Here is a 13,274-nt window from a genome sequence, read left to right on the forward strand (position 1 = left end):
CGATAGCTTCGCGTTTGTGATGGGCCGCTGGTTTCTGGGGACACCCTTTAAAAGAACAAGACCCCTGCGGAGCGGCGTCAGCCGCTCCGCAGGGGTCTTGTTCTTTTGGGGCGATGCTCCGCCGCACCTCACGATCGACAGCGTCAAACTATTGGGGGGTGCAGGGGAGTCACTCCCCTGCCGGAGGGGTTTGGGGAGGCGGCGCCTCCCCAAGAGTCTGACAAAAAAAGGGAGCGGCCGAGGCCGCTCCCTTTGGTTCCGTCAGAACGGGCGTTACTTCTTCTCTTCTGCTCCGGGCAGGGAGGCGGCGCCAGCGCCGAGGACGTCCTTGTTCACCAGCCGCAGCGGGGTCTTCTCATACAGGTACTGCACGTAGCTGCGGAAGGCCTGCTCCTGCTGGAAGGGCAGCGCCTGGGACATGATCCTGGGCTTGTCGCGCTGCCAATCCGCCTCGGAGGGGAAGGCGCGCTCCTTGAGCTTGGCGACCACGAAACCCTTGCCCACGCCGTAGGCTTCGGGCAGCCAGCCCGGGCCCTTGGCGGCGAAGGCGGCCTCGGCAAGCGCGGGAGCCTGGCCGAGATCGGGGCCGACGCCCTGGCGGGTGAAGGGCTGGGCGGCCTTGACGCGCCCGGCGTACTCCAGCTCCACCTTGGCCTGCCCGTCCGGGGTGGCCAGCATGGCGGCGACTTCCTTGGCCTTGGCCTCGGCCAGCTTCATGGCCTCCTCGGCCACGATGTCGGCCTTGATCGTCTCGGAGATCTCCTCCAGGGCGGGGATGGCCTCGGGCTTCATCTCCACGACCTTGGCCAGCAGGTAGCCCTCGCCGGCGGAAAGCGGCTGGGGCACGACCTTGCCGGCGGCCTGGGAGAACAGCACCGTGAGGGACTCGGGGGTGAGGCCCAGGTCCGCGGGCGGGCGCTGGCGGTTGAAGAAGTCGGAGCTCTTGACGGACAGGCCCTTGGACTGGGCCAGCTTGGCCATGTCGGCGCCGCCGATCAGCTCCTCAAGCAACTGGTCGACGGTCTTGCCGATGGTCTCGGCGGCCTTGTCCTCGGCCATCTCCTTCTTGATGTCTTCCTTGGCGTCCTCGAAGCTGGTGACTCCCTCGGGCTTGCGATCCTGCACCTGGATCACGTGCAGGCCGTACTGGGTGCGCACCGGGTTGGAGACTTCGCCCTTCTTCAAGGCGAACACGGCGTTCTCGAACTCGGGAACCATGGTGCCCTTGCCGAACCAGCCCAGGTCGCCGCCGGCGATGGAGGGCTGGCCCGGGGTGGCCATGACCTTGTCCAGGGGCTCGCCCTTGCGCAGGCGCGCGGCCAGGTCGTTCAGGCGCTTCTCGGCGGCCTTGATGTCTTCGTCCTTGGCGTTCTGGGGCAGCATCACCAGCAGGTGGCCCGCCTTGATCATCTCGCCGTGTTTGAACTTGTCGGTGTTCTCCGTGTAGTAGGCCTTGGCCTCCTGGTCGGTGACGTTCTTGGGGTCGGCCAGGTTGGCGGGGGTGAGCTCGATGTAGTCGATCTTCACCTCGGCGGAGCGTTTGTACTTCTCCTTGGAGGAGTCGTAGACCTGCTTGATGCGCTCCGGGCTCACCTCGACCTTGGAGGCGAAATCGGCCCCGAGGAAGGGCACGTAGTCGACCACGGCCTTTTCCTGGGCGAAGTTGTAGATGGAGCGGACCTCCTCCGGCGTGACCTGCACGGGCAGGATGGAGTAGTACACCATCTTTTCGTACAGCAGGTCGCGCTTCTGGTCGGTCTCGAAGGTGTCGGGGGAGAGGCCCACGGACTTGAGCTTCTCGCGGTAGAGCTCCAGGTCGAACTGGCCCTTGTCGTTCTGGAAGGCGGGCACGCGGGCGATCTCGGCCTGCAGTTCAGCCTGGGAGACGCTCACCCCGAGTTTCTCGGCCTGGTCGAACAGCAGCACGCGGTTGACCATCTGCATGAGCACCTGGTTCTTGAAGCCGAAGCGCTCCAGGTCCTCCTTGGAGAGGTTGGGGTTCTGGGCCTGGGCCTGGCGCAGCATGCCCTCGTATTCGGCCATGAAATCCTTCACGAGGATGGGCTTGTCGCCCACGTAGGCCACCACCGCCCCGCCGGGGCGCTGGTCGCGGAAGGAGTAGATGCCGAAGAACACGAACACGGCGATAATGACGCCGAACACCGCCTTGATGAACCAGGACTGTGAATGCTGTCGAAGGACGTCCAACATGTAACGGGGCTCCTTGGATAACTTGGCCTGCCCGGGAAAGGGCCGGGGGCAATAAAAAACGGCCGGAGGACACAACCTCCGGCCGTTGTCGGCGACAACCGGCTCGGGAGCTAGTGTCCGCTGCCACCCACGGCGTTCAGCAGACCGCCAGCCAAAATAATGTCGAGCTCCTTCGCGGTCAAATCATTTGTGAGCTTGATCTTGGCTTTTTGATCCACCACGGCCTCCACGGGCTTGCCGGGCTTCATCTTGGCCACGGGGATGGCGATCTCCGAGCCCTGGGCCAGCTTGTCGTAATCGTCCTTGTCCACGAACAGCAGCGGCAGGATGCCGAAGTTCACCAGGTTGGCGCGGTGGATGCGCGCCAGGCTCTTGACGATGACGGCCTTGACGCCCAGGTGCCTGGGGGCCAGGGCCGCGTGCTCGCGGGAGGAGCCCTGTCCGTAGTTCTCGCCGCCCACGATCACGCCGCCGCCCATCTGCTTGATGCGGGGCACGAAATCCTTGTCCACGTTGATGAACACGTGCTCGGAGATGGCCGGGATGTTGGAGCGCAGACTCATCACCTGGGAGCCGCCGGGCAGGATGTGGTCGGTGGTGATGTCGTCGCCCACCTTGAGGGCAACCTTGCCGGACACGGCCTCGGGGGCCTTCTCGAAGCGCTGCAGGGCCACGATGTTGGGGCCGCGGCGCACCTCGATCTTGGACCCGACCTCGGGCGGGAAGATGAACAGCTGGCGGATGGAGGGCACCTTCTTGGGCATGCTCACCTTGGCCGGGGGCGTGCCCCAGGTGGCCGGATCGGTGAAGTGGCCGGTGAGGGCGGCCATGGCTGCGGTCTGCGGGCTGACCAGGTAGACCTTGGCGTCCTGGGTGCCGCTGCGGCCCTCGAAGTTGCGGTTGAAGGTGCGCGCGCTCACGCCGCCGGAGGTGGGCGAGCCGCCGATGCCGATGCAGGGGCCACAGGCGCATTCGAGCATGCGCGCGCCCGCGTCCAGCAGGGGCTCGATCAGGTTCTCGGCGGCCAGCATCTTCACCACCTGCTTGGAACCGGGGGCGATGAGCAGGTCGGTGGAGGGGTCGATGCGCTTGCCGGCCAGCATCTGGGCCACGGTCTTGAGGTCGGAGTAGGAGGAGTTGGTGCAGGAGCCGATGGCGGACTGGTCCACCTTCATCCCGGCCAGGCTCTTGATGGTGGCGGCGCGGTCCGGCATGTGCGGCTGGGCGGCCATGGGCTCCAGCTTGGAGAGGTCGATGACGATGACCTCGTCATAGGCGGCCGAGGGGTCGGCCTTGAGGGCCACGTAGTCCTCGGGGCGGCCCATGGCGGCCAGGAACTTCTTGGTCACCGCGTCGGAGGGGAACAGCGAGCCGGTGGCCCCCAGCTCCGCGCCCATGTTGGTGATGGTGGCGCGCTCCGGCACGGAGAGCGTGGCCACGCCGGGCCCGGCGTACTCGAACACCTTGCCCACGCCGCCCTTCACCGTGAGCATGCCCAGCAGGTGCAGGATGATGTCCTTGGCGGTGGCCCATCCGGTGAGCTCGCCCTCGAGCTGCACCTTAACCACCTTGGGCATGGTGATGTAGTAGGGCTCGCCCGCCATGGCCAACGCCACGGAGAGGCCGCCCGCGCCCATGGAGAGGCTGCCCACGCCGCCCGCGGTGGGGGTGTGGGAGTCCGAGCCGATGAGGGTGGCGCCGGGCTTGGCGAAGTTCTCCAGGTGCAGCTGGTGGCAGATGCCGGTGCCCGGGGGGGAGTACACGGCGCCGTACTTGGCGGCCACGGTGCGCAGGAACTGGTGGTCGTCGGGGTTGCGGAAACCCTGCTGCATGGTGTTGTGGTCCACGTAGCTGACGGAAAGCTCGGTCTTCACCCGGGGCACTCCGATGGCCTCGAACTGAAGCCAGGCCATGGTGCCGGTGGCGTCCTGGGTGAGGGTCTGGTCGATGCGCAGCCCGATCTCGTTGCCGGGCTTCATTTTACCGCTCAGCAGGTGCGCGGCGATGATCTTCTGGGTGATGTTCTTGCCCATGGGTTGTCCTCGCTAACGTGAAAGTTGGCACATGTGCCTTCTGTTTTCCCGAAATGTCAAGGCCGGCCACTCCGGACCCCACCCGGCCACGCACCCTCCCGCCTTTGCGGCGGACACGCCCTAACCGAAACGCAGGCGGTTGATGCGGCCCTTGCGGAACTTGATCTCGAATTCCAGGCGCAGCCTTTCCTGCCTGGCGGCGTGGATCTCGCCCGCGTGGGACACCCCGGCGGCCGGATCCTCGTCGGCCATGAGCCGCTTGATCTCGGCTGCCACCGTCTCCATCTGAACCTGGAAGGAGGCGATCTCCCTCTCGGCTTCCGCTATCTGCTCCCTGACGTCGTCTTCCATGATTGCCCCCCTGGAATGAAAAAAGGGAGGCGCCGATTGGCGCCTCCCCGGATTCGGCGTGAGCCGAAATCGACTATTTCTGCTTGGCGTGGTCGCCGGAGGCGGCGCGCTGCATCTTGACCTCGACCTTCTCGGTCAGGCCTTCATAGTACTCGCGCAGGATCACCAGGCACTCGTCGCGGCCGAAGTGATCGGGGATGGCTTCGCCTTCGGACAGCATCTTGCGCAGCTTGGTGCCGGACAGGATGACGCGGTCTTCCTTGGTGTGCGGGCAGGTGCGCAGGGAGGCCATGCCGTCGCACTTGAAGCAGTAGAAGGTCCAGTCGATGTTCATGTTCTGGCAGAGCAGGGCCTTGCCGGGCTCGACGGCGCAAGCGGCCTCGGGGGTCGCGTAGGGGATGCGCTTGAAGATCTCCTGAGCCTCGAACATGCCGTAGAAGTCGCCGACGCCGGCGTGGTCACGGCCGATGATCATGTTGTTGATGCCGAAGTTCTGGCGGAAGGTGGCGTGCAGCAGGCCTTCGCGGGGACCGGCGTAACGCATGTCCAGGGGGTAGCCGGCCTGGATCACGTGGTCCTTCACGAAGTAGTGCTCGACCAGGGTGTCGATGGCGCGCACGCGCACTTCGGCCGGGATGTCGCCGGGCTTCAGGTTGCCGATCAGGGAGTGGATGACCACGCCGTCGCACACTTCAACGGCGATCTTGGCCAGGAACTCGTGGGAGCGGTGCATGGGGTTGCGCAGCTGCAGAGCGGCGACCTTGCCCCAGCCCTTGGCGTCCATCTCGGCGCGCAGGTCGGCGGGACGCTTGTACACGCCCTTGTACTTGGTGGGGTAGTTGCCCTCGGAGAGCACCTTCACGGGGCCGGCCAGGTTCACGGGCTTCTGGCCCATGACCATCTGCACGCCGGGGTGATCCTTCAGAGCGGTCTCCCAGAAGCAGTCGTCGGCGGAGTCGGGGCCGGCGCCCTTGAACACCTGGTAGCACTCCCACTTCTTCTCTTCTTCGGTGAGGGTGTACTGCTCGGTGACGGTCATGATCGCCATGATGGTGCCGTCGGCGGCTTCCAGGGCGATTTCCTGGCCGGCCTTGATGCCAGCGGCGTCTTCGGCGGAAACGGAGCAGGTGACGGGAACGGGCCAGAAGGTGCCGTCCTTCAGGGTCATCTTCTCGCACACGGACTTCCAGTCGGCCTTGTCCATGAAGTAGGTGATCGGCGAGAAACCGCCGATGCCCATCATGATCAGGTCGCCCTTCTCGCGGGGGGAGATAACGACTTTCTTCAGCGTGGCAGCCTTCTTCAAGGCCTCTTCGCGCTCAGCGCCTTCCAGCAGACAGATGGTGAGGCCTTTGCCACCATGCGGGGGAACCAGTCTGGACATGTTCGTTTCCTCTCCTTTACGGATAGTGTGGTTTTCTACGATGCCGCCCAGGCCGCGACGCGGCCGTCTCGCGCTCGCTCCCGGGAGGGTTCGAAACGCTATGATAAAAAATTCACGTGCAGTTCGTATTGTGAAAAAAATGGCGATTTGTCAACCGGAATCGATCCACCCTCGCCAGCGTGTTTCACCGGCCCTGTGTCGCACACATCCGGCCCCGGGTACAAGCGACTTTTGCGCTTCGAAGAGCCCCTTGGGCGCAAGTTTCTGCTTCAACGGGGGGTTTTTTCGCAGCGCATCTCCACCACGGGCTCCTCGTTCAGGGTGACGTAGGCCATGCAGGGGCTCTGCTGCGAGAGGCTGCCCGGGTTGACCACCAGAGTGTCGCCGAAGCGGATGTTGGTCTGGCGGTGGGTGTGTCCGAAAAGTATCAGGTCGAACCCGGGGCCGAAGGCCTCGGGCAGGCGCGCGGGCAGCGTGGGCCTGTCGCCCCAGCCGTGGGTCACGCCCACGTTGAACCCGCCCAGGTTCAGGCGCAGCATGGCGGGCAGTTCTTGCGAAAGCCGCCACTCGCAGCAGTTGCCCGCCACGGCGTGGAAGTTGGGGTGGTTGCGCTCCATATAAGAGTACATGTCCAAGCCGACGATGTCGCCGCAGTGGATCAGGGCGTCCGCCTCACGCAGATGGCTCTCGAAGAAGTCCATGAACCAGGGAGTCGGCGCACTCAGGTGCGTGTCGGATATGACTGCCAGCCGCACGGGGCTACTCCTTGCCGTTTTTGCGTTCCCACCAGCAGGCCTCGGGCCCCAGGAACCACCAGTCGGTGTGGTCGGTGGTCATGATGGCCTCGGCCAGTTCCCTGCCCTGGGGGGTGCGCAGCCGCTGCGCGGCGCACTCCAGCCATTTGATGGCGTAGGGGTTGCCCAGATCCTTGGCTTCCTTGAGGTTGACCATCAGGTCGAGCTGGTCCGCGTCCTGGGCCAGGGAGGCTTCCAGGCTCCGGGCCTCCTCCAGTTCGTCGTGCAGTTCGAGCACCGGACGGGAGAGCCCCGTGCCCTTGAGGCCGTCGGCCAGAGCGCGGCGCGCGTCGTGGGTGTTGTAGAGCTTGTTCACATAGTTGAAGTCGCCGGTGCGGGCCTCGTGCACGTCGTGGAAGAGGCAGAGCAGCACGGTCCTGCCCGGGTCGGCCCCGGCCATGCGCGCCAGGGCGTAGCCGATGACGGCCGCGCCGAAGGAGTGCTCGGCCACATTTTCGGACCCGGAGCCCAGGAACTGGTACCCTGTGCGCGGGGTGCGCCTGAGCATGCTGACTTCGAACAGAAAGTCCGCCAGGCGCGTCATGCGCTCGCGGTCGGACATGTCCACTTCGGGGGGGGGTTGCTTTTTCATCTAGGCTCCCGTGGGTAGGGGCCGGGCCCCGCTGACGGACGGCCCCGCTCCGCGCCCCAAGCACAGCGAGGGAACGCTCTCGCGTCCCCTCGCGGGTTGAGGCGTATACGGCCTCGGCTGCTTCGCGCTGGGCCCACGCTACATGGCGAGGCCAGGGCTCTTGCGGCCGATGGAGTAGTTCAGGTTGGCGATGGCGATCTGGTAGTCGGTCAGGGCCTGGGTGAGCTGGAACTCGGCGCGCGACACGCGGGACTGGGCGTCCAGCACGTCGGTGTTGGTGCCCACCTGGGCCTGGTAGCGGGCCACGGCCATGCGGTAGCCCTCGTTGGCGGCGTTGAGGCCGACCTTGGCCACGTTGATGCGCTTGGCCGCGTCCTGGATGTTCAAATACTGGGTCTTCACTTCCGCGCCCACGTCCAGGCGCAGTTTGGCCAGGTCGGCCTGGAGCCTCTTCACGTTGTCGGTGGCCTGACGGTAGCTGAAGATGGTGTTGCCGAAGTCCCAGGCTTTCCAGGTGAAGTTGATCTGGAACTGGTGGCTGTCCGTGAAGGAGACGTTGCGGTCGCGCAGGTCCCAGGTGTCGCCCTGCTTGATGTAGTCGTAGCTGGCGGAGAGCTGGGGCAGCGCGCCGCTCAGGGTGATGGTGGCGTCCTTGTTGGCGATCTCGACCGATTTCAGGGCGATGGAGATGTCGGGGCGCTGCTTGTAGGCCTCGTCCAGAGCCTGCTGCAAGGTGTAGCCGAACTTGATCTGGGTCAGCTCGCCCAGGTAGTCCACCGGCTGGTCCAGGGGGATGTTCAGCAGGGCGTTGAGCTGCGCAAGCTGGGTCTCCACGGAGTTCTGTGCGGCCAGCAGGGCCTGGTCGGCGCTGGCCAGGTCGGCCTCGGCCTGAAGCACGTCCAGGCGGGGGCGCAGGCCCACGTCGTAGAAGGCGCGGGTGACCTTCAGCTGGGACTGCAGGCGGGCCACCGAATCCTGGTTGGACTTCACGTCCGCCCGGGCCTTGAGCAGGTTCAGGAAGGCGGTCTGCACGGAGCGCGTCAGCAGGAGCTCGGTGCGCAGGAACAGGGCGTCGGCCTGATCCTTGGAGAGCTTGGCCCGCTGGTAGCTGGAGAGCAGCCTGAAGCCGGTGAACAGGGGCTGGTTGATGTTGAGGTCAAGCGTGGCCAGGTACTTGTCGCCCCAGCGCGCCGTGGTGCCGATGGCGGTGCTCTGCCCGTTGACGGACTGGGTCACGGTGACGGGGGTGCGGCTGGAGCTGGCCGTGGAGACGTAGTTCACCGTGCCGGTGGGGGCGAAGGCGGCGGTAGCGGCCCGGACGCCCTCGACGGCGCCGTAGATCTGCTGCTTGGCGGACTGCATCTGGGGGTTGGCCTGCACGGCCCGGTTGACCGATTTCTCCAGGTCCATCCGGGAATCCGCCGGGGGAGCGACAGCCGCCGGCCCGGAGCCAGGCGTCTGAGCCAGGGCGCCGCTGGCCAGGGTAGTCGCCAACATCGCAAGCGCGAGAGCGCGAAGAATCATAACGGAGGCCCTCCATCAGGGAACGGTTGCCAATACTCCCGGGAGGTGTACCTAAGTTCGACCCAGTTGAAAAGGGCAAATTATGCCTGGAAGGGCCTCCGCATGCGACGCCTCAAATGGTCGCCGGGCTAAACATCAAGCAGAACAACTTCAATCTGACGCTTGCCGAACTGCAACGCCCGGTCATGGTCGTTCATGAAAATGTCCACGCTCTTGTTCTTGCTGCTGCCCATCAGATCGGTGATGACAAAAACACCATGGTTTTTGATGTAGACTTTCTTGCCGAACACCCAGCCTTGCTTGAACAAGTCGCGGGATACGGCCACCGCACCCTCCTTCGGCTTGCTCAGTGAAGCCGTCAGCAACTGCTGATCTTCCGACTGCGTGAGTTCCACGGCTGTATACGCTGTAACGGTCAGCAGCTTGTTCGGGATTGGGTCGGCTATCTTGGCCATATTGGCCAAAACAACCATACGAAGCAGGTTGGACTCGTCCCGCACCTTGTCCATGCCGAGACGCATATCCGCTTTTTCTTTCTCAAGCTGAGAGAGCACTGATTCCATGCGGATTGTCTCTTGACGCCAATGATACGCCCCCAGGGCGATACACGCCAACAGTACAATGTTGATACATTTTTGCATAGATCCCTCCAACAACGCGCCTATACGGTTTTCACTTCTCTGGGTTTGATCCCGGAATGTCCCGGGGTCTTGATGGTCACGTGCCTAGCAGACATGGATTTGCCCCGCAACCTAAAATTTGTTCATGAACCGAGGTTGCCTGGAACGGGTCGAAGGGCTAAAAGGCCGGAAAAAAGGACATCCCATGCCCCTGAGGGACACCCTCCCCCCCGGTTCGGAGCCGCTCTACCTGATCGATGGATCGTCCTACATCTATAGAGGGTTTTACGCCTTCTCAGAGATGACCCGCTCCGACGGGTTCCCCACCAACGCCCTTTTCAGCGTGCTGCGCCTGGGCCTCAAGCTCATCCGCGAGGAGCGCCCCGCCTTCGCCGCCTTCATCGTGGACGGGCGCGGACCAGGCTTCCGGCACGGCCTCTTCCCGGCCTACAAGGCCCAGCGCGAGAAAATGCCCGAGCCCCTGGCCGCCCAGCTGGCCCCCATCGCCGAGGGCATGCGCCTGCTCGGCTTCCCCGTCATCTCCGAGGAGCACGTGGAGGCCGACGACACCATCGCCAGCCTGGTGCAGCGCTACAAACACCGTGGTCCGGTGGTCATCGTCGGCTCCGACAAGGACCTGCGCCAATGCCTTGACCGCCAGGTTCTGCTCTGGGACCCCTCGGTCAAGCAGGAGAAGCTCACCTCCCTGGAGGACTTCCAGCGCGAGTTCCCCCCCGGCCCGGCCCACTGGCCCGACTTCCAGGCCCTCACCGGAGACTCCTCCGACAACATCCCCGGTGTGCCCGGCGTTGGCCCCAAGACAGCCGCCGAGGTCATGGAGCTCTACCCCACCCTGGAGCAGCTGCGCGACGGGCTCGACCAGCTCAAGCCCGCCTGGCACAAGAAGATCGCGCCGCATATCGAGGACGTCTTCATCTACAGGGAACTGACCCGGCTCAAGACCGACGCCGCCGTGGACATCACGCTGGACGACCTTCGCGTCTCGCCCGCGCCGCGCAAAGACATCGCGGATTTCCTCCAGAGCTACGAATTGCGCTCCCTGGTGCGCGAGATCGGCAACGGCCTGGCACCTTCCCAGCCTGCCGCGGCCTCCACGCCCCCGTCCGCCGCGCCCGCCCCTTCCGACGGCGGCCAGCTTTCGCTGTTCGGCTCGCCCGCGCGCCCCGCGCCCGAGCCCGCCCAGGCCGAACTGCCCCCCCTCGTCAAGCCCGGGGACCTGCCTTCCCTGGCCGGACGCCAGGCCGCCCTTCTCTATATGGAAGAGGCCTGCATCCTGGCCGTGGATACGCGGCAGTACCGCGTGGACGCCGAGCCAGGAGAACTGGCCCCCCTGCTCGCCCCTTTGCTGGCCAAGGCGGAATCCGTGGCCACGCCCTCGGTGAAGGAGCTGCTCGCAGCCCACGACGCCTGGCGCGCGCTGCCCGTCGGCGTCTGGTTCGACCTGGGGCTGGCCGCCTACCTGCTCAGCCCCGAGGAGCGCGTCTACACCTGGGAGCGCATTCTGGATTCGCTCTGGACCGACCCCTCCTTCAGCCCCGAGGAGGCCCCCGGCGGCGCGCCCGGGCTGGCCGCCCTGGCCCTGGCCAAGCGCATGCGCTCCCGGCTGGATCAGGCCGGGCTCATGGAGCTGATGCGCACCCTGGAGCTGCCGCTGATCCCCGTGCTGGTCGACATGGAGCGCCGGGGCATCGGCATCGACATCCCGGCCTTCACGACCTTCGCCGGCGAGGTGAACAACCGCCTCGAGGCCTTGGTGGAGCAGATGCACCGCCAGGCCGGGGTGCGCTTCAACGTGCGCTCCAGCCAGCAACTGGCGGACGTGCTCTACAATCAGCTCGGGCTCAAGGCCCCCGGTAAGACGCCCGGGGGCGCGGCCTCCACCTCCGCCGAAGTGCTGGACCGGCTGGCCGGGCAGCACCCGCTGGTGGATACCGTCCTCGAATACCGCAAGCTGGAGAAGCTGCGCTCCACCTACCTGGAGCCCCTCCCCGCCCTGGCCGACACGGGCGGACGCATCCACACCACCTTCAACCAGCTCACCACGGCCACGGGCCGCCTCTCCTCAAGCGCTCCCAACCTGCAGAACATCCCCGTGCGGGGCGACCTGGGCCGCAGGATGCGCTCCCTGTTCATCGCAGGCCCCGGCAATGTCCTGGCCTCGGCCGACTATTCGCAGATCGAGCTGCGCGTGCTGGCCCACTTCTCGGGCGACCCCACCCTGCTGGCGGCCTTCCGCGAAAGCCAGGACATCCACTCCCGCACGGCCGCCCTGCTCTTCGACAGGCCGCCCTCGGCCATCACTCCGGAGCAGCGCCGCCAGGCCAAGACCATCAACTTCGGCCTGCTCTACGGCATGGGCCCCCAGAAGCTCGGGCGCGAGCTGGGCTTGAGCCTGGCCGAAGCCAAGGACTTCATAGCCAAATACTTCGAGCACATGGGCACACTCAAACACTATTATCAAACTGTGGTGGAACAGGCCAAGGAACAGGGCTATGTGACCACCATGGCCGGGCGGCGGCGCATGCTGCCGGACATCCACTCCCGCAACACCCAGCTCGAAGCGCAGGCCAAGCGCCAGGCGGTGAACACCGTGGTGCAGGGCAGCGCGGCGGACATCATCAAGATCGCCATGCTCAAGGCCGCCGCTGACCAGCGGCTGGCCGGGCTCGGCGCGGAACTTATCCTCCAGGTGCACGACGAACTGGTCATCGAGGCGCCCTCGGAGAACGGCCAGGCCGCGGGCGAACGCCTGGCCGAACTGATGACCGGCGTCGTCACCCTGGACGTTCCCCTCGCCGTCGACATGGGCGTCGGTCGCGACTGGGGCGGAGCACACTAGGCAGGAGCACGATGAACATCACCCCCCGCAACATCAAGGAAGAGCTGGCGCGCTGCAAGGCGGCCTACCTCAAGAACGAAGACCTCCGCGCGCTGGGCTGCCTCGCCTCCGCGCTGAAGTCCTTCTGCGCGGTCAAGCTCGGCTCGCAGGATCGCACCGAGATCGAAGGCCAGTTCCGGGAGGCCTTCTCCAACATCAGCAAGACCCCCAGCGTGGCCAAGGTGCTGCCCAAGGGGCTGCCCTATCTCAAGGGGCAGGAGCCCAAGCTCTTCCAGTACGTTGCCGCGGTATACAAGAAGGTGAAGGCCGAACTGGACAGCGAATCGCTCGACCAGATGCGCCAGCGCAAGCTCAGGATCGACCAGTGCATCCTCAAGGGACAGAAATTCCTGGATGAAGGCAACCTGCTGGAGGCGCAGCGCAATTTCCGCGAGGCCGTGTCGTTGCGGGTGGACGAGGACGGCCTCTTCCCCATGCTGGGCACGCGGCTGATGGAGAAAGGCCAGTACAAGGCGGCGCTTGAGTACCTTCGAGGGGCCATCGAGACCAGCCCCGACAACCCCAGGGCCTACGATCTGTTGGTTGTGGCGGCCGGGCGGCTCAAGGATATCGAAGCCGGGCTCAAGGTGCTGGCAGAAGCCCGCAAGAAGGCCGGGGACAATCCCCTGCTGCTCTGCTGCACGGCGCAGTTGCTGCTCAAGGCCGGGAAGCTGGCCGAGGCCGGGGAGTACGCCAAGAAGGTGCTGGCGGTAACGCCGGATTCCGCCGAGGCTTTGAAGATTCTCACGAAGGCCAAGGCCGCGGCCATGTAGCCGCCGGGAGGCAGGGGATGCCTCCGGCGGCCAGAGAGGGCGCTGCCCTCTCTGGACTCTCCCGCCAAAGGAACTTCGTTCCTTTGGAATCCT

Annotated in this window: 10 protein-coding genes; 2 read left to right on the top strand and 8 right to left on the bottom strand. The window is 65.4% G+C overall.

Features of this window, described 5'->3' with window-relative positions; genetic code table 11:
• Nucleotides 1-273: 273 nt before the first annotated feature.
• From MLE27_RS17495 to MLE27_RS17530, 8 genes are all read right to left on the bottom strand, one after another.
• Nucleotides 274-2,211, bottom strand: coding sequence for a peptidylprolyl isomerase (locus MLE27_RS17495; RefSeq protein WP_243313882.1), 1,938 nt, complete (start codon nucleotides 2,209-2,211; stop codon nucleotides 274-276).
• Nucleotides 2,212-2,321: 110 nt separating this feature from the next.
• Nucleotides 2,322-4,244 carry an aconitate hydratase gene (locus MLE27_RS17500; RefSeq protein ID WP_243313884.1) on the bottom strand — a complete coding sequence of 641 codons (1,923 nt, stop codon included), beginning with the start codon at nucleotides 4,242-4,244 and terminating at the stop codon, nucleotides 2,322-2,324.
• A 120-nt stretch (nucleotides 4,245-4,364) separates the two neighbouring features.
• Nucleotides 4,365-4,595 carry a hypothetical protein gene (locus MLE27_RS17505; protein ID WP_243313885.1) on the bottom strand — a complete coding sequence of 77 codons (231 nt, stop codon included), beginning with the start codon at nucleotides 4,593-4,595 and terminating at the stop codon, nucleotides 4,365-4,367.
• A gap of 73 nt (nucleotides 4,596-4,668) precedes the next feature.
• Nucleotides 4,669-5,979: a sulfate adenylyltransferase gene (sat, locus tag MLE27_RS17510; protein ID WP_243313887.1), complete on the bottom strand. Its 1,311-nt coding sequence runs from the start codon at nucleotides 5,977-5,979 to the stop codon at nucleotides 4,669-4,671.
• Nucleotides 5,980-6,248: 269 nt separating this feature from the next.
• On the bottom strand, nucleotides 6,249-6,734 hold the full coding sequence (locus tag MLE27_RS17515) for a metallophosphoesterase family protein (protein WP_243313889.1): 486 nt from the start codon (nucleotides 6,732-6,734) through the stop codon (nucleotides 6,249-6,251).
• A 4-nt stretch (nucleotides 6,735-6,738) separates the two neighbouring features.
• Nucleotides 6,739-7,365: an HD domain-containing protein gene (locus MLE27_RS17520; protein ID WP_243313890.1), complete on the bottom strand. Its 627-nt coding sequence runs from the start codon at nucleotides 7,363-7,365 to the stop codon at nucleotides 6,739-6,741.
• A gap of 138 nt (nucleotides 7,366-7,503) precedes the next feature.
• A complete protein-coding gene (locus MLE27_RS17525; RefSeq protein WP_243313892.1) occupies nucleotides 7,504-8,775 on the bottom strand; it encodes a TolC family protein in 1,272 nt (423 codons plus the stop codon).
• 242 nt (nucleotides 8,776-9,017) lie between these two features.
• Nucleotides 9,018-9,452, bottom strand: coding sequence for a 3D domain-containing protein (locus MLE27_RS17530; RefSeq protein WP_243313894.1), 435 nt, complete (start codon nucleotides 9,450-9,452; stop codon nucleotides 9,018-9,020).
• Nucleotides 9,453-9,714: 262 nt separating this feature from the next.
• Here MLE27_RS17530 and polA point away from each other — a divergent pair, with 262 nt between their 5' ends.
• Nucleotides 9,715-12,369 (top strand): DNA polymerase I, encoded by a 2,655-nt coding sequence (gene polA, locus MLE27_RS17535; protein ID WP_243313896.1) that lies wholly within the window; start codon nucleotides 9,715-9,717, stop codon nucleotides 12,367-12,369.
• A gap of 11 nt (nucleotides 12,370-12,380) precedes the next feature.
• Complete coding sequence (locus MLE27_RS17540) at nucleotides 12,381-13,181, top strand: tetratricopeptide repeat protein (protein WP_243313898.1); 801 nt, start codon at nucleotides 12,381-12,383, stop codon at nucleotides 13,179-13,181.
• Nucleotides 13,182-13,274: the final 93 nt, after the last annotated feature.

Source organism: Fundidesulfovibrio agrisoli, assembly GCF_022808715.1.
GTDB lineage: Bacteria > Desulfobacterota > Desulfovibrionia > Desulfovibrionales > Desulfovibrionaceae > Fundidesulfovibrio > Fundidesulfovibrio agrisoli.